Below are 21176 nucleotides of genomic sequence, written 5' to 3' on the forward strand. Positions count from 1 at the left end.
AAAGGCTTTATTTTTCGATTTTAACTTTTAAAATTAAATCTAAATCGGCTTATTTTCTGTTTTCTTACAAACGAAAAAACCCGAAAAACTTTTAATTTTTTTTCGGGTTTTAAATTTATTTATGAATCGATTAGAAATCTCTGTCTACATCAAAAGCTTCTAAATATTCTGCTACTCTTTTTACAAAACTTCCACCTAATGCACCATCAACAACTCTATGATCGTAAGAGTGAGACAAGAACATTTTTTGACGGATTCCGATAAAGTCTCCTTCCGGAGTTTCGATAACCGCAGGAACTTTACGAATCGCTCCAAGTGCTAAAATACCCACTTGCGGCTGATTGATAATTGGCGTTCCAAAAACACTTCCAAAAGTTCCAACATTTGTAACGGTATAAGTTCCGCCTTGCGTATCGTCTGGTTTTAGTTTTCCTGCTTTTGCACGGTTTCCTAAATCGTTAACCGCTTTTGCCATCCCAACAAGGTTTAACTGATCTGCATTTTTAATTACAGGAACAATTAAATTTCCGTTTGGCAATGCAGCCGCCATTCCTAAGTTAATATTTTTCTTTTTGATGATATACTCGCCATCAACAGAAATATTCATTCCAGGAAAATCTTTTAAAGCTTTTGCAACTGCTTCCATCATAATTGGTGTAAAAGTCAGCTTCTCGCCTTCTCTCTTTTCAAAAGCTGTTTTAACTTTATCCCTCCATTTTACAATGTTCGTTACGTCAACCTCAATAAACGACTGAACGTGAGCCGAAGTTTGCACAGAAGCCACCATGTAACCAGAAATCAGTTTACGCATTCTGTCCATTTCGATGATTTCGTCACCGCCATTTACAGAAACCGGAACTGTCTGCTGGCTTTTTTGAACTACTGGCTCTGATGCTTTCGCAGTTTCAACAGCCGCTTTTGGAGTTTCAACCGCTGCTTTTGGTGCTTGTTCAACTACTTTTGGAGCTTGAACTACTCCCGCTTTACGGTCTTCTATATATTTTAAGATATCATCTTTCGTTACACGGGCGTCTTTTCCCGAACCTTGAATATTATCTAATTCAGCAAGAGAAACACCTTCTTCTTTTGCAATGTTTTTTACTAAAGGAGAAAGGAATTTTTCAGATCCAGAAAAATCCTGAGGAGCAGCAACTTCTTCTTTTACTGCTTCAATTGTTTTTTCGATTTCTACAGCTTCTGCAGGAGCAGCAGCTTCTGCATCTGGAGTTGCAGCAGGCGCATCACCACCTTCAGTTTCGATAATTGCAATAGTCTGCCCTACCTGAACTAAATCATCTTTGCCAAATAATTGTTCAACTAAAATTCCCGATACTTCACTTGGTACTTCGCTGTCAACTTTATCAGTTGCAATTTCAAGTACAGCTTCATCAGCTTCAATTTTGTCTCCCACTTCTTTCAACCAGTTGGTAATGGTTGCTTCAGCGACACTCTCTCCCATTTTGGGAAGCTTTAATTCAAATCTTGCCATATTATTATTCTAAAGGATGATTTTGATTTTCTGATTGCGAAATTACTGAAAAATTTAAATATAAATTAAACTTAATATAATTTTTACTGAATTTTTCTGATTTGCCCTCTGTCATTTCTTGAATTACTTCCAATAATATAACTGGTGTTTTTGGGGAAAATCTTAAAAGTAATATCCTTATCTTTAAGAGTTTCTATGATATTGATACATTTTTTGAATGAAACATACTGATTATCCAAAATGATCTCTGTCTTTTTTCCCTTTAAAATCAGCGACGAATTTACCATTTTTTCTTTTTTGAAATCTAAAAAACTGACTTTATTTTCTAAAATCGAAGCCAGCTTTTCAGACAAATTCTCATTTTCGGAGTATAAAATATATCTTTCCGGCAAAGGTTTTGTTTTTGATTTTCCCTGAAACATTTTTACAAATGAAAAAAACCATGTTCCAATTTGAATAAAAAAGCTAAAAAACCATGATTTCTTAAAATGCTTTTGGTAGAAAAAATTCATTGCATCCTGAAAACGCTGCATATACAATTCATCTTTAACGGTACTTTCTCCTTTATAGTGTAAGACTGTCGTTTCATGAAAGTAATAATTGTTCTTTTTTAGCCGAAGTACTCTATACGACAAATCAATATCATCTGCGTACATAAAGCAATTTTCATCAAAGCCATTTAATTTCTCATACAAATCTTTTTCTAAAAACATAAATGCACCCACCAGAATCTCGACTTTTCCGGTTTGGTTTTCATTTAAATGCTGTGCATAATATTGATTAAAAAGATTCCATTTTGGGAACACTTTATACAAACCAAAGATTTTCGTGAAAGCTACCCAGGGCGATGGAATTCCGCGTTTACTTTCGGGCAGAAAATCTCCTGTTCCATCAATTAATTTACAGCCTATAATTCCTAAATCTTGTTTTCCTTCGGCGAAAGCCAAAATTTTAGTAAAAGTATCTTCGGCAACAACAGTATCAGGATTTAAAATGCAGATGTATTTTCCGCCGGCTTGTTTAACTCCAATATTATTTCCTTTTGGGAAACCAAAATTTTCTTGGTTTTGAATCAGTTTCACTTCCGGGAATTGGGTTTTCATCATTAAACAGCTGTCATCAGACGAATTATTATCTATAACAATAATTTCGGCATCAAGACCTGCAATTGCTTCCTGAACACTTAAAACGCATTGTTCCAGAAAGTAACGCACATTATAATTAAGAATGATAACCGATAACTGCATTGAATTTTTTGTAATTGATTTTGGGGAAAGTTAGAAATTTTCAGCCAATCCTAATCGCAATGACCAATCGTTTTTACTAATTCCGTAATCAAGCACTAAATTGCTGTTGTTTTTTTTGTTCCATTTAATACGTAATCCGGTTCCAACGGCTGGATTCCATTTTTTAAACTGATACGTATCTAACTTCGAAACAGAGGAAACATTGGTAAAAAACACAGCACCCCAAAAACCGTTTTTTGAGATATCAGTTCTGTATTCGGTTTCAAAATAAATCAGCGCATTGCTGCGAAATCTGTTTCGGGTAAAACCACGTCCCGTTCTTCCATCGCGATCCCAGCCTATGCTTGGCAGATCTAAATAATGTGGTTTTCCACCAAAAGTTGACCAATAAAAAGCTCTGTAAGCCAAAACCCGATGTTTATATTTATGGAAAGAATGGTATTTGCGGGCATCAAAATAAATCGAATTCCATTTTTTGCCTTCAACTCCGCTTGTATTGATTCGGTAATCTGCCTCTACATACAAGCCTTGTTCGGGATTTACATTGTTTTCTCTGGAATCATAAAGCCCTTGAATCGCAATTCCGAAGGAACTTTCATTAGAAAAATCCCCATCCATATATTTAGAATAATCGGTTTCATCCTCAATATAGGAGTCCTCAGAAATATTTTGATAATTGTCGAACAATAAACCTAATCCTAATCGAAAATTCCCTATTACTTTTCGGGTTGCAAATTGATAAAAACGCCATTGCTGATAATCTAAAGTCGACATTTTTTCATCGGTATTATGTCCGCCTAAACCATAAGTATCCTGCGGATAAATCATATATCGATAATCGCCAATGAAATTCCAGTAATTATCCTTCGTATAAATATAGGTTTGAATAGGAAAAACATATTGTTTGGTGAAACTAAAATAAGGTGAAAACGAAACCTGAGACATTTTGGTCGTTTTACTGTCGCCGAGATAAAAAGTGGTTAAAAATGAAACTACCAAACCGGCATTTTTGTTAGCATCAATTGGAACCGGAAGCAATGAAAATGCTATTTTTTTATCCTGGTTTTTTCTAATAGAATCATTTTTATGAAAAAGCTTGTACAAAACATCCAGAATATCTTTGTTGTTGTTGTTGTTGTTGTTGTTGTTGTCGTATGAAATGGTATCGTTTTGGCAATAGCCGAAATGCATTTGAAAAAAGAAAAAGAAACCTAACAGAAGCTTTGGATTTCTCATAATATAAATTTTATAGAAATAATATCTTACAAATTTAAAATTTTATTGAGAATAGTCACTTTTAAAAAAGAATAAAAAGAAATCTTATTTTTGAAAGAAACAAAAAATACTTTTTATGAGAGTCAAAAAATTGATTTTAACTAATTTCTTTCTTCTAATACCTATATTGTTTATAATATTAAGCTTCGCTTCTCCAGAAGAAATTTCAAACTCGCATATAGATCTTGTAAAAACCTCAACCTGGTATATCGCCGGTCCAGCCAAAGAAAATCAGGAAACAATTAATAAAATCCGAAAAGAAAAAGGCATAATTAAAGTTACGGCAAAAGATAATCCAGTTGGAGAAATCGAACTGAATTTGATGATTACAGAAGCTGATTCGAACGATGGCAAACCAACAAATTTATCTGAAAATTCAAAATATGTGAACATAACTTATAAATCATCGCAGCCTATAAAACTGCAAGCACGCGAAGGAAACGCAGAGGGAACCGGTTGTGTACATGGCGGTTCGCACCCAAGAGTAGATTTACCTGTATCTGCTAAAAAGTTCACGACAATAAAAATTCCGTGGACAGATTTTAAACAAGACGGCGATCTAAATGGAAAGACTTTGAACATTCATAAGCTCTGTAAATTCAATTTTGTGAATTATAATCCGGTTTCTGGTGCGACTTTGGAGATAAAGTCTGTTTTTATAAAATGAGAATATTTTACCGCAAAGTTCGCAAAGCTTTGTATTGATAAAGCTTTGCGAACTTCGGCTAATTTTTTAGCCACAAATTAATAGATTAAACTTTGTGCACTTTGCGTAAAACCTTTGCGAACTTTGCGGTAAAAAATATTATAAGTGAAGCTGAATCTTAAACCTATTAAAGATTTTCATTACAAATAACATTATAGTAGAGAAAACCAATGACCAGATAATTCCCGGAACTCCTTCTTTAAAATATTCTGGAATAATGGAAATTTTAAAAGCTAAATTAAAATAATAAATAACGCCCGGCAGAATATAAATCAATAACGGATTTGCCGCTGCAGGCATAAAAAACTCACTCCATTTGGTTTGTTTTTTAACCTCCATTAACCAATACAAAAAATAAAATAAAACGGTGCAAATTCCAGCCGAAATTAATGTCCAAGATGGTGTTCCTTGTATTTTTGAGATTCCGTAATGTGGCCGAAGGAAAAAGCCAACAGCGAAAAACAAAACAATGAATCCTATTACAGGCCAATTAATTTTATTTTCTATTTTCTTATCAAAAAAGAGCAGTGAAATTATTATTCCGGCGGTTACTAAAGTTACATGCGTTAAATGTCCGGCAATAAAATGCAGCCATTCCGGTAAAACTAAACCTTTTGTCAAATTTGCCGAATTTGCCGCAACACAAACTACAAGAAAAGCAATCATTGCCCATAATCTGCCTGAAACCAGCCAATAATAAATTACAGAAATAAGATAAGCCCAGCCTATTAAACCCAGAATTCCCCACCATTTTGGCGTGATTCCTATTTTTCCGGTTTCTTCCTGAACATATAGAAAGTAAAGTGCAATTAAAACTAATATTCCGCCGTATTGAAGTATATATTTTAACCAAACTGAAAAATCTTTTGGGTATTTATTCCAAATAGGAATGGGCATTGCATAAGCTAAAAGTCCCCAAAAAGCAGGCGTGATTATCATTTTTGAAGCGTCGTAGCCATATTCAGCATTTACCATATAAACACCAATTATTATTAAAGCTACAGCACGTTTAAAAGTATGTGTCCAGATTACTTTTGGAGTGTCGCCTTTTATTAATCTGGCATTAAAGGCAAATGGAACTGACATTCCAACTATAAATAAAAAAGCAGGAAAAACTAAATCGACAAAGGTCATTGCATCGGCATCGGCGGGCATGTGTTTCATCCACTGTGGTACATTTTTGACACTTGCGAGTTCGTTTACAAATATCATTACAAAAATGGTAATTCCGCGTAAAGCATCAATCGAAATAATCCTTTGATTATACAAATTCTCTTTAATTTTCATAAAATATTACTTTTCTATCAAATATAATATAATTCTAAAATGCCGGTTACATTGTTACATAAATTTTCTTTTGCAATATTTGTTTAAAGAGAAATAAAAACAATATCAATTCTTTACTTTTGCACTTATGTTATCATTCTTTAAATCGAAACCTTTTTTAAAAGACCTTCTGGCAGGCGATTATATCGATATTCATTCTCATTTGCTTCCGGGAATTGATGATGGTGCATCATCAATTAAAAAAACAATAAAACTTGTAAAGGCATTTCAGGAATTGGGAATTTCTCAGTTTGTTACTACGCCGCACATTAATCATTTTGTCTGGGATAATGCTGAACAGGATATTTTAAACAAGCAAAAAGAAACTGAAGTTTTATTGAAAGAAGAAAATATCAATATTCCGTTTAAGGCTGCATCTGAGTATTTTATGGATGACTGGTTTGAAAACCATGTAAAAACAGAAAAGCTTTTAACCTTAAAAGACAATTATGTATTAGTTGAAATATCGTATTTAAGTGCGCCTTTAAACTTATACAAGATTATTTTTGAGATACAGCTTGCAGGATATATTCCGGTTCTGGCTCATCCTGAACGGTATTTATATTTTCATAATAACTTTGAAGAATATGAAAAACTTAAAAAAGCAGGATGTTTATTTCAGTTGAATTTATTGGCTGTTATGGGGTATTATGGCAGCGAAATCACCAAAACTGCTGCACTTTTATTAAAAAAAGGAATGTATGATTTTTCGGGGACCGATGTGCATCACAGCAATCATATAAAATCTTTAAATCAAAAAATAAAAATTGATTCAGTTGTAAACTTAAAGGAGGTTATTGCCAATAATCAGTTTTTTAGATTCTAATTTTTTCAATTTTAAAGCATAAAAAATGCTGCGGATTCTACTATTTTTTATTCTGTCTGTTTTTTCAGTTAAAGCCCAAACTTTTGGCTGTACAGATGTGCTTTCAAAAAATTATAATCCAAATGCAGTGCAAAACGATGGAAGCTGCATTTATAAAAATTTAAAACTAAAACCTGAATATTCGATTAAACTTAGCGACTCGATTAAAGAAACTTCGGGTTTAATTGCTTTTGAGAATTTATTGTGGACTCATAATGACGATTACGATAAAACCATTTACGGATTAGATTCGCTAGGAAAAATCAAAAAGAAAATCATTCTGGATCAGGCAATAAATCATGACTGGGAAGAGATTTCGCAAGACAGTTTGTATTTATATATTGGAGATTTCGGAAATAATTATAGCGGAAATCGAACGGATTTAAATATCCTGAAAATTGAAAAAAAATCATTTTTAGAAGGAAAACCAATTATCGAAAAAATTTCATTTCAATATGCTGACCAAACTGATTTTTTGGCTCAAAAACCAAATTCGACCAATTTTGACTGCGAAGCTTTTGTAGTTTCTAAAGACAGTATTTATTTGTTTACCAAGCAATGGAAATCGTCTAAAACCAGTATTTATGTTTTGCCCAATCAACCCGGAAATCATATTGCACAATTTAAAAACACTTTAGATACAAAAGGTTTAGTTACAGGCGCAACGTATTTTGAAGAAAAGAAAATTGTGGCTCTTTGCGGTTATTCTAAAACGGGAAAAACATTTCTTTATCTTTTATACGATTTTAAAAACAATGACTTTTTATCGGGAAATAAACGAAAAATTGATCTAAAACTTCCTTTTAATCAAATAGAAGGAATTGCGACAAAAGATGGTCTTCATTATTTTATTACCAATGAATCTTTGGTTCGAAAACCCATTTTAAATAATCCGCAGCAAATTCATTATTTAGATTTGAGTTCGGTTTTAAATCAATATGTTAATCGGCAGAAATAACGTTATTTTTCGCTCCCATTATTAAAAACCACAAACACGTTCCAATTTCACCAAGAGTTGCCGGAAGCCTTACAAAAGAAGATATTCCGAGTTCAGAATAATTCGAAAACAATGCATTTCCGAAGAAATTTATTAAATAACTCACACAGCCAAGCATCAATAAAATTCCTAAAAACTTCGGAATTATTGCTGATTTAAAAATTAAATATCCTAACGGAAACAGCCAAAGTCCCCAAAAAACCTGAACAATTAAATTTCCGTAATCATATTGGTTCAAATAAAACATTACCAAATCCTTTTCTTCTCCGCCTGAATTAATTATAGAAAGAACTGCAAATTTATTCTGCATGTTTATAAAAGAAATCGGCACGCTTACAATCGCCAAAACGACCATATACATCGCATACGTTTTATGAACGGGTTTCAATAATTTGTACAAAACCAAAGGCAGAAACAAAAAGAAAGTGTAACAGATTAATCCGCTTACAATACCAAGTCTAAAAAGAAATTCTGAATTAGCAATATTAGTAAAAGTTACAGCAGCATCACTCCAGACAATTAATTTTGAAGGAACGTATCCTAAACTAAAAATTCCGGTTATTACAACTACTAAATATAGCAAACCCGCGATTCTGCCTGTATTTCTAAACGATAGTTTTGATTCTTGATTCATGCTTTTATCTTTAAATTTAAACTTGTTTTGGCCATTTAAGCGCAGTCCAAAATATTATTGAAGTCAAAATACTTTCTATTATTGCGAGAAAAACGTAGAAACTCCACCAGGCTCCAGTAGTTGTAAAAGCTATTAACAGCATTATGGCAGTATAAATAATTCCGAAAATGAGATTAAGCCAGCGGTTTATTTTTGGTTTTAAAACTACCGATGCAAAAATCATTAAGGCCGGAATTGTCATTAAAAGTGCTGCCAGAAATAATTTTATTGGAGAATCCAGTAATGTATCTCCGCTAATAAAATCTTCAACTTTTTTTGGAACATAGAGCGAAAAATAATCTCCATAGATATAACAAAACATTACAGAAGTCCACAATGCAGCAAGCTTGATTTTTGTGTTTATTTTAAAATCTTCAAAACCACGGGTGTTTATTTCTTTCTCACTCATATTTAAGGAATTAAATTTTTAAATATGTCGGAGATAGTTCTAAAATGTTACAATCTGTTTTTATTCTAAAAGATAAGAGCCTGTTTCAAAAGTTGAGGCAGTCTTATACTATAACTATTTGGTTTGTTTTTTAGTGACTTAATTGATCACTTTTTGATATCCAATTTATCATTCCATAGGAATGTTTCGTAGGTAAAAAAAAATAAAGATGAGCCACATTTGCGTTCCGTAGGAACGTTTGATAGGTCAGATTATTAAAAACAGTGTAAAATCAAACGTTCCTACGGAACGTAATCCTTTATAACAATATAATTTTCTACCAATAAATGTTTTCCAGCAATGAAATGTTCCTACGGAACAAAGAAATAGGTAAAATAACAAAGCGGCTGTTTCTACTTTTGAGACAGCCTCTCCTAATTTTCATGTTCTAAAACTTAAATAAGATTAACAATTCGCAAATCGTAAGATAAAAGTTTACTTTTGCAAAAAGTTATGTTTTCCAAAACACTCATAACTCATAATTTATAACTTACAATTTACAAAGTGAATTACTTATCTGTAGAAAATATATCGAAGTCATTTGGCGAAAGAGTCCTTTTTGACAACATTTCATTTGGAATCAACAAAGACCAAAAAATCGCTTTTATTGCCAAAAATGGTTCTGGTAAAACTACCATTATGAGCATTATTAATGGCTTAGACGAACCGGATACGGGACAAGTTGTTTTGAGAAAAGGAATTAGAATGGCGTTTCTTTCGCAAGACAATAATCTGCAGGATGAACTTACGATTGAAGAAAGTATTTTCGCATCTGATAATGAAACGCTTAAAATAATCGAGGCTTACGAGAAAGCACTTGAAAACCCAAATGACGAAGAAGCGTATCAAAAGGCTTTTGACGGAATGGATCAGCATAATGCGTGGGATTTTGAAACGCAGTACAAACAGATTTTATTCAAATTAAAACTGGAAGATTTTAAGCTTAAAGTAAAAAATCTTTCGGGAGGGCAAAAAAAGCGTCTTTCATTGGCAATCATATTAATCAATCGTCCTGATTTATTGATTCTGGATGAGCCTACCAACCATTTAGATCTTGAAATGATCGAATGGCTTGAAAGTTATTTTGCCAAAGAAAATATTACGTTGTTTATGGTAACGCACGACCGTTTCTTTTTAGAGCGTGTCTGCAATGAAATTATTGAATTAGACAATGGAAAATTATACCAATACAAAGGAAATTATTCTTATTATTTAGAGAAAAAAGAAGAAAGAATTACTTCTGAAAATTCAAGCATTGACAAAGCTAAAAACTTATTTGTAAAAGAATTAGAATGGATGCGCCGCCAGCCAAAAGCGAGAACAACCAAATCTAAGTCTCGTCAGGATGATTTTTACATTATTAAAGAAAAAGCGCAAAGCCGCCGAAAAGAAAATAAAGTAGAGCTTGAAATTAATATGGAAAGAATGGGAAGCAAAATTATTGAGCTTCATAAACTTTCTAAAAAATTCAAAGACCGCGTTATTCTGGATAATTTTAGTTTTGATTTTCAGCGTGGCGAAAGAATTGGGATTATTGGTAAAAACGGAACCGGAAAATCTACTTTTTTAAATCTGCTTACGGGAACAATTCCGCCAGACAGCGGCCGCGTTGTAAAAGGAGACACCATTAAAATTGGTTATTATACACAATCTGGAATTAACCCTAAACCAGGACAGCGTGTTATCGATATTATTAAGGAATACGGCGAATATATTCCGCTTGCAAAAGGAAAAATTATTTCGGCTTCGCAATTGTTAGAGCGTTTTCTTTTTGATGCGAAAAAACAATACGATTATGTCGAAAAATTAAGCGGAGGAGAATTAAAACGTCTATATTTATGTACAGTTTTAATTCAGAATCCTAACTTTTTGATTCTTGATGAGCCAACAAACGATTTGGATATTGTAACGCTTAACGTTTTGGAAAGTTTTCTTTTAGATTATCCGGGATGTTTATTGGTTGTTTCACACGACCGTTACTTTATGGATAAAATTGTGGATCATTTATTTGTTTTTAGAGGACAGGGAGAAATCGAAAATTTCCCAGGAAACTATTCTGATTTCCGTGCCTATGAGGACAGTGCCGACGTTGCTCAAAAAGAAGAAAACAAAGCGGAAAAGAAAGATTGGAAACAAAATAATCCAACCGGAAATTTAAGCTTTAACGAGCAAAAAGAATATCAAAAAATAGAAAGAGAAATCAAAGATTTAGAAATCGAAAAAACTAAAATCGAAACATTATTTGCTGACGGAAAAGTCGCAGATGCTGATATTGAGAAAAAGGCAAATGAATTGCAAAGCATAATTAATAAAATCGAGGCAAAAGAAGAACGTTGGTTTGAGCTTTCGGCAAAGATAGAAGGATAAGTTAATTATAGAGGTTCACAAAGAAAGCACAGAGGTGCACGAAATTTTTTGTGAATCTTCGCGTTTTCTTTGTGAATCTCTGTGAAACCAAAATCTTTAATTATTTAAAAAACCTAAAATATGAAACAACTTTTAACAGTGTTACTTGCATTAGTACTATTCCTTTCTTGCTCTAAGGATAAGGATGAAGTTAAAGATTATACGGCTCAAAATGAACAGGAAATCAAAGATTACTTGGCTAAAAACAACTTAACTGCAACAAGAACAGATTCTGGTTTATATTATATTATCGAGGAACCGGGTGAAGGTGAAGATTTCCCTGAACCCAATTCAAATGTAACGGTTGTTTACAAAGGCTATTTTACAGACGGAAATGTGTTTGATGAAAGTGACAAAGATGTAGCCGAAGAAGATAAAAAAGGAGTTGCATTCGGTTTAAATCAGGTAATTCAAGGCTGGAAAGAAGGAATCAGACTTTTTAAACCGGGAGGAAAAGGTGTTCTTTTTGTTCCCGCGCATTTAGGTTACGGAAGCAGAGATTACAACGGAATTCCGGGTGGATCTGTTTTGATATTTGATATTACTTTAAAATCAATTAATTAAGGTATTTTCAAAATTTAGGCATGCTGTTTCAAATCAAATCTTATTTAAAATTTCTTTGGAATTCTAAAAACGAACACGGTGTTCATTCGCCTTTTGTTTTTAGTTTATTGACTAAATGTTTTTACGATAAAAAGCCAAAACCAGAATATCAGATTTTAAAAAACTATAGAAAATCGCTTCTTGAAAATAAAAATTTTATTGAAGTAACTGATTTTGGAGCTGGTTCAAAAGTTTTTAAATCAAACAGAAGACAGATTTCTAAAATCGCATCGACAGCAGGGATTTCAACAAAACGTGCTGAATTATTATTTAGGGTTACTCATTATTTTCAACCAAAAAATATTCTTGAAATTGGGACTTCATTAGGTTTGGCAACTGCTGCCCTTGCCCTTGGAAATACTGATGCAAAAGTTATTACAATTGAAGGCTGTCCAAATACGGCAAATGCGGCCCAAAATCAATTAGATAAATTTGACTGCAAAAATGTCGAAAACATAATCTCTGAATTTGAATCTTTTTTAATTTCAGAAAACCTGAATTCTAAAATATATGATCTAATATATTTCGACGGTAATCATTCAAAAAAAGCAACTTTAACTTATTTTGAACTTTTACTGCAAACAATAAATAATGATTCTGTTTGGATTTTTGACGATATACATTGGTCGCCGGAAATGGAAGAAGCCTGGGAGATTATAAAAAATCATCCAAAAGTAAAAGTTACGATCGATACTTTCCAATGGGGTTTTGTATTTTTTAGATACGAACAGGAAAAAGAACATTTTGTTATTAGAGTATAAAATGACTATCATTTCTGATTGTCATTTTTTTACCTTCTTTTTCCCTGTTTCCCTGCTTCATTAAAAGAAAAACATTCTTATTCGACAGTTCGTATTGTAACAAAAATCAATTTCAAACTACTCATCGTTAATTAAAAAGTGTTTTGTACTTTTAAATCCAAAATTGTAAAACGAAATGGCAAATCCATTAATTAAAATAACCGACATAAGACGTAATTTTGTACTTGGTAATGAAATCGTCTATGTTTTAAAAGGAATTAATTTAGAAATCAACAAAGGCGAATATGTTGCTTTAATGGGGCCTTCGGGATCTGGAAAATCAACTTTAATGAATTTATTAGGTTGTTTGGATACCCCAACTTCCGGACGTTATGTTTTAAACGGAAAAGATGTCAGCCAAATGCGTGATGACGAACTTGCCGGAATTCGTAATACAGAAATCGGATTTGTTTTTCAAACTTTTAATCTTTTACCAAGAACTACGGCTTTAGACAATGTAGCTTTACCAATGATTTACGCCGGATATTCAAAATCTGACAGAAATACAAGAGCTACTGAGGTTTTAAAACAAGTAAATTTAGGAGACCGAATGGATCACCAGCCCAATCAGTTATCTGGAGGACAACGCCAGCGTGTTGCCATTGCCCGCGCTTTGGTCAACAAACCTTCGATTATTCTGGCCGATGAACCTACAGGAAACTTAGACAGTAAAACTTCTGTAGAAATCATGAAGCTTTTTGGAGATATTCACGCTCAAGGAAACACTGTAATTCTAGTAACTCACGAAGAAGACATCGCAGCTTACGCACACAGAGTTATTCGTCTACGAGATGGATTAATTGAAAGTGACACAACTAAATAATTTTAGATTTCTGATTTTAGATTTTAGATTATTTTCTAAATCTAAAATTTAAGACTCTGGCATTCAATCTAAAATCATAAATCTACAATCTAAAATAACCATGAAAGTATATACAAAAACAGGCGATAAAGGAACAACGGCTCTTTTTGGAGGCACACGCGTTCCTAAGGATCATATAAGAATTGACAGTTACGGGACTGTTGATGAATTAAATTCCTATATCGGATTAATTCGCGATCAGGAAATCGATTCACATTATAAAACCATTTTAATAGAAATTCAGGATCGGCTTTTTACTGTTGGCGCCATTTTGGCAACTCCGCAGGAAAAAGAAGTCTTGAAAAATGGAGAACTTCGCTTAAAAAATCTCGGAATAATTGACTCGGATATCCAATTACTCGAAAACGAAATAGATAAAATGGAAGAAAGCCTTCCGCAAATGACTCATTTTGTTTTACCGGGCGGTCACCCAACCGTGTCACATTGTCATATAGCGCGTTGTATCTGCCGCCGTGCAGAGCGTTTGGCAGTACATTTAAGTCATAATGAACACGTTCCTGAAATCGCAATTATGTACTTAAACCGACTTTCTGACTACCTTTTTGTCTTGGCACGGAAGTTGTCGTCAGACTTAAAAGCGGAGGAAGTGAAATGGATTCCGAGGAAGTGAAATTTTAGATTTTAGTCCCGAAGCTTCGGGACAGATTTTAGATTTTTCAAGATTCTATAAATCTAAAATCAACAATCTAAAATCCGTAATTAACAGGACGTTCTTAAATTTTATTAAAATAAATCAAATTTTACTTGTCTTTTTCAGTAAAAAATTTATTTTTGCACAAACTAAACAGATAACAGATGTATTGGACATTAGAATTAGCATCTTATTTAAGTGATGCGCCATGGCCTGCTAACAAAGACGAACTTATTGACTACGCTATTAGAGCTGGTGCTCCATTAGAAGTAGTAGAAAACCTTCAGTCAATAGAAGACGAAGGCGAGATATATGAATCAATGGAAGAAATTTGGCCTGATTATCCAACAGACGAAGATTATCTTTGGAATGAGGATGAATATTAAAAAATAAACCAAAGGAAAAAGTCTCATCATAGAGGCTTTTTTTTTGGTTCAAATACATATTATATAATAAAGAAATACAAATAAATTATGAGTTTCATAAATAGCATCATTAAGGTCTTTGTAGGTGATAAATCTCAAAAAGATGTCAAAGCTTTACAACCTTACTTAAACAAAATTAAGACTTTCGAAACTAGTTTAATGAGTTTATCTCACGACGAACTAAGAGCGAGAACCGCTTATTTTAAAGAAAAAATTAAAGAAGCGAGAGCAGAAAAAGATGCAAAAATTGCTTCGCTTAAAACGGAAGTCGAAAATATTGAAGATATCGATAAAAGAGAAGATATCTATGATGCAATAGATGCTCTTGAAAAAGAAGCTTATGAAATCTCTGAAAAAACTTTATTAGAAATTCTTCCTGAAGCTTTTTCTGTAGTAAAAGAAACGGCTCGTCGTTTTAAAGAAAACTCTCATATTGAGGTTACTGCAACTGCAAAAGACCGCGAATTTTCTGCAACAAAACCATATATTACGATTGACGGCGAAAAATCTGTTTGGGCAAACAAATGGAATGCTGCCGGAAAAGATATTACTTGGGACATGATTCACTATGATGTTCAGTTGATTGGAGGAATGGTTCTGCACGAAGGTAAAGTTGCCGAAATGCAAACGGGTGAAGGTAAAACTTTAGTAGCTACTTTACCGCTTTATTTAAACGCTTTGACAGGAAACGGAGTTCACTTAGTAACTGTGAATGACTACCTGGCAAAACGTGACAGCACGTGGAAAGCACCATTATTCGAATTCCACGGTTTATCTGTTGACTGTATCGATAATCACCAGCCAAGTACTGAAGCCAGAAAAAAAGCTTATGATGCTGATATCACTTACGGAACCAACAACGAATTTGGTTTTGACTACTTAAGAGATAATATGGCACACTCGCCTAGCGATTTAGTGCAGAGAAAACACAATTTTGCGATTGTCGACGAGGTCGATTCTGTATTAATTGATGATGCAAGAACACCGCTTATTATTTCAGGACCAGTTCCGCAGGGAGATCGTCATGAATTTAACGAGTTGAAACCAAAAATCGAGAACTTAGTTGCACAGCAGCGTCAGTTAGCGAATGGTTTCTTGGCAGAAGCCAAAAAATTAATCAAAGAAGGAAATACTAAAGAAGGCGGATTCTTGTTGTTAAGAGCCTACAGAAGTTTACCTAAAAATAAAGCATTAATTAAATTTTTGAGTGAAGAAGGAATTAAACAATTGCTTCAAAAAACTGAAAATCAATACATGCAGGATAACAATCGCGAAATGCATAAAGTAGATGAAGCTTTATATTTTGTGATTGAAGAAAAAAACAATCAGGTAGAATTGACAGATAACGGTATCCAATATTTATCTGGAGATACAGATTCTGATTTCTTCGTTTTACCAGACATTGGAACAGAAATCGCCGCTATCGAAAAACAAAAATTAGATAAAGACGCTGAAGCGGAAGCTAAAGAAAGATTATTTCAGGATTTTGGAGTAAAAAGCGAACGTATTCACACTCTTACACAACTTTTAAAAGCGTATGCTCTTTTTGAAAAAGATGTAGAATACGTTATCATGGACAACAAAATTATGATTGTCGATGAGCAAACAGGTCGTATCATGGATGGCCGCCGTTATTCTGACGGTTTACACCAGGCTATCGAAGCAAAAGAAAACGTAAAAATCGAAGCTGCAACACAGACTTTTGCTACAGTTACATTACAGAATTATTTCAGAATGTACAGCAAATTAGGGGGTATGACAGGTACAGCGGTTACAGAAGCTGGAGAGTTATGGCAGATTTACAAACTGGATGTTGTTGAAATTCCAACCAACCGTCCAATTGCAAGACACGATAAAGAAGATTATATCTATAAAACAACACGTGAGAAATTCAACGCTGTTATTGAAGACGTTACCGAATTATCAAATGCCGGAAGACCAGTATTAATTGGAACAACTTCTGTAGAGATTTCAGAATTATTAAGCCGTATGCTTAAAATGAGAGGAATCGCACACAACGTATTGAACGCTAAAATGCACAAACAAGAGGCACAAATCGTTGAAGAAGCTGGTAAAGCCGGAGTTGTAACTATTGCAACAAACATGGCTGGTCGTGGTACCGATATTAAATTATCTCCAGAAGTAAAAGCAGCCGGAGGTTTAGCAATCGTAGGTACAGAGCGTCATGATTCACGTCGTGTAGACAGACAGTTACGTGGTCGTTCTGGTCGTCAGGGAGATCCGGGAAGTTCTCAATTTTATGTTTCTCTTGAAGATAACTTAATGCGTTTATTTGGTTCTGAAAGAGTGGCTAAAGTTATGGACAGAATGGGATTGAAAGAAGGTGAAGTTATTCAGCATTCTATGATGACTAAATCTATCGAACGTGCTCAGAAAAAAGTAGAAGAAAACAACTTTGGTGTTCGTAAACGTTTATTAGAATATGATGACGTAATGAATTCTCAGCGTGAAGTAGTTTACAAACGTCGTCGTCATGCATTGTTTGGCGAGCGTTTAAAACTGGATATCGCGAATATGCTTTATGATACTTGTGAGTTAATCGTAAGCAACAATAAAATTGCAAATGATTTTAAAGGTTTTGATTTTGACTTAATTCGTTATTTCGGAATTACTTCACCAGTTTCAGATGCTGATTTTCAAAAATTATCAGACATTGAAGTTACCGGAAAAGTATACAAAGAAGCTTTGGCTTTTTACACTGAAAAAACAGAAAGAAGCGCAAGAGAAGCTTTCCCAATTATTAGAGGAGTTTACGAAGAGCCAAACAATCATTTCGAAAGAATTGTAGTTCCTTTTACAGACGGAATCAAAACTTTGAATGTGGTTACAGACCTGAAAAAAGCTTATGAAAGCGAAGGAGCGCAATTAATTGCTGATTTCGAGAAAAACATCACACTTTCGATTGTTGATGAGGCCTGGAAAAAACACTTACGTAAAATGGACGAATTGAAACAATCTGTTCAATTGGCCGTTCACGAACAGAAAGATCCATTGCTTATTTACAAATTAGAAGCTTTTAATTTGTTTAGAGGAATGTTAGACAACGTTAATAAAGAAGTTATTTCATTCTTGTTCAAAGGTGATTTACCAGCTCAAAACGTTACTTCTGAAATTCACGAAGCAAGAGAAGTTCGTCAAAAAGAAAACTTTAAATTAAGCAAAGACGAAATTCCAAACAGCGAAGACATTAATCGCGAAGCTGGAGAAACACAACAGCGTCAGGTTACAGAAACGATTGTAAGAGATATGCCAAAAATCAATCGTAATGATACTGTAACTATCCAAGAAGTTGCAACTGGTAAAACAGAAACAATGAAATTCAAAAAAGCAGAAAACCTTTTAGCTTCAGGAGCTTGGGTTATTGTTAAAGAATAATTTTTTAGTATTCAGTGTTCAGATTTTTAGTATTCAGTCACAGTTTTTAGACTGATATTCAAATTACATATCAAACCCGACAGATTTTAAAAACCTGTCGGGTTTTTAGTTTTTGGTTACAAACCAGACTGAACACTAAAAATCTGAACACTGAATACTAAAAAAAACTTTTTCCCGAAACTCTTGGTAATAAATGCGAATTAAATGTATTTTTGCATTCGAAACATAGAAACAGCGTTTTTGAAACGATTTTTGATCATATTGCTTTCATGCACACTTTTACTGCCTTCTTTTGGCAGTTTCTTTGTTTATACTTCTTTCAAACTTAATCAGGAAGAAATTTCAAAAACGATTTGCGTACAGCGAAAAATGGTTTTTAATTCCTGTAACGGTCGATGCGAGCTTCAAAAGAGTTTAAAAAAATACGCTGATAACGAAAAAAGAATGCAAAACAACCTGAAAGAAAAAGCAGAAGTTGTTTACATTCAAAATACTACTACGACTAATTTTAAATTAGTAACTCCAATTGAATCAAGAGCAAAAATTTTTGCTTCTTTTGATACAAAACCAATCTCGGTTTCAAACACTACGTTTCGACCTCCATCCTATTTTATATAAATTTCTGATAACCGCTTTTCAATAGTTTTTGAAAAGATTTTTTCTTGTCGTAAAGTCAGGAAAAGCACACGTTACTTTAAAATTTATATAAATTTAAAATGAAAAAAATATACATTATCCTATTCTTTATAGGACAATTTGTCTTTGCGCAGAACAAGGTAGAAAAAGACACAACAAAATCTCAAGAGCTTGAAAATGTTTTTATAACTGCCAACAGAACTGCTGCTAAACGCAAGGAAACTCCTGTTGCCATTAGCAAATTAACAGCTAAAACTATTAACGAAACCAAGGCAGCTGCTGTTTATGAAATAATAAACAAAACGCCGGGAGTTTTAATGGTTAACTTAGGAAACGAACAGCACATGATGTCTATTCGTCAGCCAATGACAACTAATGCTTATTATTTATATTTAGAAGACGGCTTGCCAATTCGTCCAATGGGAATTTTTAACCACAATGCTTTATTAGAAATTAATCAATATAACCTGCAGAGTATTGAAGTTGTAAAAGGTCCGGTTTCTTCTTTATACGGCCCTGAGGCTGTGGGTGGAACAATCAATTTAATTTCGATAAAACCACCTGTTGATCCAGTGTTTAAATTTGGAGTTCAGGCAGATAATTATGGATACAGAAGATTTCAGGCTGCCGGAGGTGCACCCGTAGGAAAAGTTGGTTTTCATATTGCCGGAATTTCAAGTTTGCAGGAAAACGGATGGATGACTTATTCTGATTATAACAAAGATAATCTGAATGCGAGAATCGATTATAACATCTCTCCTTCTACCCGATTAATAAGTAATACGATGTATGGAAAATATTATTCGGATATGAGCGGAACGGTTAACGAAGATGCTTTCAATAACAGAACATACAAAAGCACTTCTAATTTCACCTATAGAAAATCGGATGCTTTAAGAACCCGCTTAACACTAGAACACGATTGGAACAGCAATTCAAGCAGTTATATTACAGCTTATTTACGTGACAATAAGTTAGGCCAGAATCCTTCTTACGGAATTAAATGGAGCCCGACTGTAAATCCTACAACTGCTAAAGGGGAAGTAAACTCAAATAATTTTAAAAGTTACGGAGCAATTGCCCAGCATACTCAAAAATTTGATTTTCTAAATACAAAACTTGTGGCTGGTGCTTTATACGACTATTCTCCAGTTACGTATTGGTCTTATATAATTGATTTAAAAGCCAACTTAAATCCGGGAGAAGCTGGTAAACAAACCGTTGATTCTTATGAAATAATTGCTGAACATCCAGATTCAAAATTAGCAGATTATACGGCAGATATTTTCAACTCTGCAGGATATGCGCAATTGAGCATTAATCCACTTGAACAATTAATATTTACCGTTGGCGGTCGATACGACAACATGAAAGTAGACTATGATAATGCTTTAGACAAATCTACAGGAAGTAAAGTCTACGATAAATTCACTTTTAAAGTAGGTGCAAATTTTAATCCGGTTGAGTTTGCAGGTTTTTATGGTAATTATTCTCAAGGTTTTGCGCCTCCGGGAATTACATCAATTTTTAGAACTAAACCGGGAACCGGAGGAACAACAGGTGTTCCGGCTGCTTTTTATTACAACTTAGAACCTGCAACTTTTGATAATTATGAAGTTGGCGGATGGTTTTCTTTCTTTCAAAATAAATTAAATTTTGATTACGCCTTTTATTATATGGAAGGTAAAAACGAGCTGTTAAGCATTAAACTTCCTGATAACTCAACAGATTATCGTTCGGCAGGAGAAACGCGTCATAAAGGAATTGAATTTGGAGCTTCATATCGTCCTTCACAGCAATTTAATATTCGCTTGGGTGGAACTTACGCACAGCATACGTATATCGATTTTAAACTTTCGGACAAACCAAGTGATCCTGTTCAGGATTTAAATGGAAAAGAAATGCCGGCTGCCCCAAAATGGTCTGGAAATTCAGAGGTAAGTTATTATCCAGACTGGCTTCCTAATTTAAGAACTTCTATCGAATGGCAGCTTGTGGGAAGTTATTACCAAGATCAGATCAATACGGTAAAATACGACGGTTACAATATTTTTAATACAAGAGTTGGTTATCAATGGAAAGGCATTGAAGTATATGGAAACGTAATGAACCTGACTGATAAATTATACGCTTACAATGTTTCAAGAGCCAATACCACAAACGCACAGCCAACATATACGGCGGCAGCTCCAAGAACATTTGTATTTGGAATTCAGTACAATTTTTCATTAAAAAAATAAGTTTTTGCCACAGATTAAAAGGATTAAAGGGATTAAAGGGATTAAAAAAGAGTTTTAAATTTTCCCTAAGAAATCAAAATTCATAAATCATTTAATAAAAAAAAACATTTTAATCTGTGTAATCTGTGGC

18 protein-coding genes are annotated in these 21176 nt (G+C 33.6%); 12 read left to right on the plus strand and 6 right to left on the minus strand.

Annotation, left to right across the window (positions count from 1 at the left end; genetic code table 11):
- Nucleotides 1-130: 130 nt before the first annotated feature.
- The 3 genes from AABD74_RS21805 to AABD74_RS21815 form a co-directional block, all read right to left on the minus strand.
- Nucleotides 131-1489 (minus strand): dihydrolipoamide acetyltransferase family protein, encoded by a 1359-nt coding sequence (locus tag AABD74_RS21805; RefSeq protein WP_232678896.1) that lies wholly within the window; start codon nucleotides 1487-1489, stop codon nucleotides 131-133.
- Between the two features lie 83 nt (nucleotides 1490-1572).
- A complete protein-coding gene (locus tag AABD74_RS21810) occupies nucleotides 1573-2736 on the minus strand; it encodes a glycosyltransferase family 2 protein (protein ID WP_232678894.1) in 1164 nt (387 codons plus the stop codon).
- A gap of 30 nt (nucleotides 2737-2766) precedes the next feature.
- Nucleotides 2767-3972 (minus strand): hypothetical protein, encoded by a 1206-nt coding sequence (locus AABD74_RS21815; protein WP_406844280.1) that lies wholly within the window; start codon nucleotides 3970-3972, stop codon nucleotides 2767-2769.
- A 115-nt stretch (nucleotides 3973-4087) separates the two neighbouring features.
- On the opposite strand from AABD74_RS21815, the gene AABD74_RS21820 reads away from it, so the two are divergent.
- Complete coding sequence (locus AABD74_RS21820) at nucleotides 4088-4678, plus strand: hypothetical protein (protein ID WP_406844281.1); 591 nt, start codon at nucleotides 4088-4090, stop codon at nucleotides 4676-4678.
- Nucleotides 4679-4816: 138 nt separating this feature from the next.
- Here the strand turns inward: AABD74_RS21820 and AABD74_RS21825 are convergent, their stop codons facing one another.
- Nucleotides 4817-6004 carry a DUF5009 domain-containing protein gene (locus tag AABD74_RS21825; protein WP_406844282.1) on the minus strand — a complete coding sequence of 396 codons (1188 nt, stop codon included), beginning with the start codon at nucleotides 6002-6004 and terminating at the stop codon, nucleotides 4817-4819.
- A gap of 127 nt (nucleotides 6005-6131) precedes the next feature.
- Here AABD74_RS21825 and AABD74_RS21830 point away from each other — a divergent pair, with 127 nt between their 5' ends.
- Entirely contained in the window at nucleotides 6132-6869 is a 738-nt protein-coding gene (locus AABD74_RS21830) for a tyrosine-protein phosphatase (protein WP_232678886.1), read from the plus strand.
- A gap of 25 nt (nucleotides 6870-6894) precedes the next feature.
- The gene (locus tag AABD74_RS21835; RefSeq protein ID WP_406844283.1) at nucleotides 6895-7866 is read left to right on the plus strand and encodes a T9SS C-terminal target domain-containing protein; all 972 of its coding nucleotides are present in this window, start codon (nucleotides 6895-6897) and stop codon (nucleotides 7864-7866) included.
- Here AABD74_RS21835 and AABD74_RS21840 read toward each other — a convergent pair.
- Complete coding sequence (locus AABD74_RS21840; RefSeq protein ID WP_406844284.1) at nucleotides 7850-8539, minus strand: DUF4386 domain-containing protein; 690 nt, start codon at nucleotides 8537-8539, stop codon at nucleotides 7850-7852. The genes AABD74_RS21835 and AABD74_RS21840 overlap by 17 nt on opposite strands.
- Nucleotides 8540-8555: 16 nt before the next feature.
- The gene (locus AABD74_RS21845) at nucleotides 8556-8987 is read right to left on the minus strand and encodes a DUF6326 family protein (RefSeq protein ID WP_406844285.1); all 432 of its coding nucleotides are present in this window, start codon (nucleotides 8985-8987) and stop codon (nucleotides 8556-8558) included.
- A 543-nt stretch (nucleotides 8988-9530) separates the two neighbouring features.
- On the opposite strand from AABD74_RS21845, the gene AABD74_RS21850 reads away from it, so the two are divergent.
- From AABD74_RS21850 to AABD74_RS21890, 9 genes are all read left to right on the plus strand, one after another.
- Nucleotides 9531-11393 carry an ABC-F family ATP-binding cassette domain-containing protein gene (locus AABD74_RS21850; RefSeq protein WP_406844286.1) on the plus strand — a complete coding sequence of 621 codons (1863 nt, stop codon included), beginning with the start codon at nucleotides 9531-9533 and terminating at the stop codon, nucleotides 11391-11393.
- A gap of 120 nt (nucleotides 11394-11513) precedes the next feature.
- The gene (locus AABD74_RS21855; protein ID WP_232678876.1) at nucleotides 11514-11996 is read left to right on the plus strand and encodes an FKBP-type peptidyl-prolyl cis-trans isomerase; all 483 of its coding nucleotides are present in this window, start codon (nucleotides 11514-11516) and stop codon (nucleotides 11994-11996) included.
- 20 nt (nucleotides 11997-12016) lie between these two features.
- Nucleotides 12017-12796 carry an O-methyltransferase gene (locus tag AABD74_RS21860; RefSeq protein WP_406844287.1) on the plus strand — a complete coding sequence of 260 codons (780 nt, stop codon included), beginning with the start codon at nucleotides 12017-12019 and terminating at the stop codon, nucleotides 12794-12796.
- A 175-nt stretch (nucleotides 12797-12971) separates the two neighbouring features.
- Nucleotides 12972-13658, plus strand: coding sequence for an ABC transporter ATP-binding protein (locus AABD74_RS21865; protein ID WP_232678872.1), 687 nt, complete (start codon nucleotides 12972-12974; stop codon nucleotides 13656-13658).
- 100 nt (nucleotides 13659-13758) lie between these two features.
- Nucleotides 13759-14328: a cob(I)yrinic acid a,c-diamide adenosyltransferase gene (locus tag AABD74_RS21870; protein ID WP_406844288.1), complete on the plus strand. Its 570-nt coding sequence runs from the start codon at nucleotides 13759-13761 to the stop codon at nucleotides 14326-14328.
- A 185-nt stretch (nucleotides 14329-14513) separates the two neighbouring features.
- A complete protein-coding gene (locus AABD74_RS21875) occupies nucleotides 14514-14735 on the plus strand; it encodes a DUF2795 domain-containing protein (protein ID WP_007138072.1) in 222 nt (73 codons plus the stop codon).
- Between the two features lie 87 nt (nucleotides 14736-14822).
- Entirely contained in the window at nucleotides 14823-18170 is a 3348-nt protein-coding gene (gene secA, locus AABD74_RS21880; protein ID WP_406844289.1) for a preprotein translocase subunit SecA, read from the plus strand.
- 240 nt (nucleotides 18171-18410) lie between these two features.
- Nucleotides 18411-18788, plus strand: a complete 378-nt coding sequence (locus AABD74_RS21885; protein ID WP_180859632.1) for a hypothetical protein — start codon at nucleotides 18411-18413, stop codon at nucleotides 18786-18788.
- 98 nt (nucleotides 18789-18886) lie between these two features.
- Complete coding sequence (locus AABD74_RS21890; RefSeq protein ID WP_406844290.1) at nucleotides 18887-21046, plus strand: TonB-dependent receptor; 2160 nt, start codon at nucleotides 18887-18889, stop codon at nucleotides 21044-21046.
- Nucleotides 21047-21176: the final 130 nt, after the last annotated feature.

This window comes from Flavobacterium soyae (assembly GCF_045348165.1).
GTDB classification, from domain to species: domain Bacteria; phylum Bacteroidota; class Bacteroidia; order Flavobacteriales; family Flavobacteriaceae; genus Flavobacterium; species Flavobacterium soyae.

Bases quoted from the DNA above. Each gene is read 5' to 3' on its own strand.
- AABD74_RS21875 (WP_007138072.1), top strand. From the start codon at position 14,514: ATGTATTGGACATTAGAATTAGCATCTTATTTAAGTGATGCGCCATGG.
- AABD74_RS21810 (WP_232678894.1), bottom strand. From the start codon at position 2,736: ATGCAGTTATCGGTTATCATTCTTAATTATAATGTGCGTTACTTTCTG.
- AABD74_RS21845 (WP_406844285.1), bottom strand. From the start codon at position 8,987: ATGAGTGAGAAAGAAATAAACACCCGTGGTTTTGAAGATTTTAAAATA.
- AABD74_RS21830 (WP_232678886.1), top strand. From the start codon at position 6,132: ATGTTATCATTCTTTAAATCGAAACCTTTTTTAAAAGACCTTCTGGCA.
- AABD74_RS21840 (WP_406844284.1), bottom strand. From the start codon at position 8,539: ATGAATCAAGAATCAAAACTATCGTTTAGAAATACAGGCAGAATCGCG.
- AABD74_RS21865 (WP_232678872.1), top strand. From the start codon at position 12,972: ATGGCAAATCCATTAATTAAAATAACCGACATAAGACGTAATTTTGTA.
- AABD74_RS21855 (WP_232678876.1), top strand. From the start codon at position 11,514: ATGAAACAACTTTTAACAGTGTTACTTGCATTAGTACTATTCCTTTCT.
- AABD74_RS21860 (WP_406844287.1), top strand. From the start codon at position 12,017: ATGCTGTTTCAAATCAAATCTTATTTAAAATTTCTTTGGAATTCTAAA.
- AABD74_RS21805 (WP_232678896.1), bottom strand. From the start codon at position 1,489: ATGGCAAGATTTGAATTAAAGCTTCCCAAAATGGGAGAGAGTGTCGCT.
- AABD74_RS21815 (WP_406844280.1), bottom strand. From the start codon at position 3,972: ATGAGAAATCCAAAGCTTCTGTTAGGTTTCTTTTTCTTTTTTCAAATG.
- AABD74_RS21870 (WP_406844288.1), top strand. From the start codon at position 13,759: ATGAAAGTATATACAAAAACAGGCGATAAAGGAACAACGGCTCTTTTT.
- AABD74_RS21890 (WP_406844290.1), top strand. From the start codon at position 18,887: ATGAAAAAAATATACATTATCCTATTCTTTATAGGACAATTTGTCTTT.
- AABD74_RS21835 (WP_406844283.1), top strand. From the start codon at position 6,895: ATGCTGCGGATTCTACTATTTTTTATTCTGTCTGTTTTTTCAGTTAAA.
- secA (WP_406844289.1), top strand. From the start codon at position 14,823: ATGAGTTTCATAAATAGCATCATTAAGGTCTTTGTAGGTGATAAATCT.
- AABD74_RS21820 (WP_406844281.1), top strand. From the start codon at position 4,088: ATGAGAGTCAAAAAATTGATTTTAACTAATTTCTTTCTTCTAATACCT.
- AABD74_RS21825 (WP_406844282.1), bottom strand. From the start codon at position 6,004: ATGAAAATTAAAGAGAATTTGTATAATCAAAGGATTATTTCGATTGAT.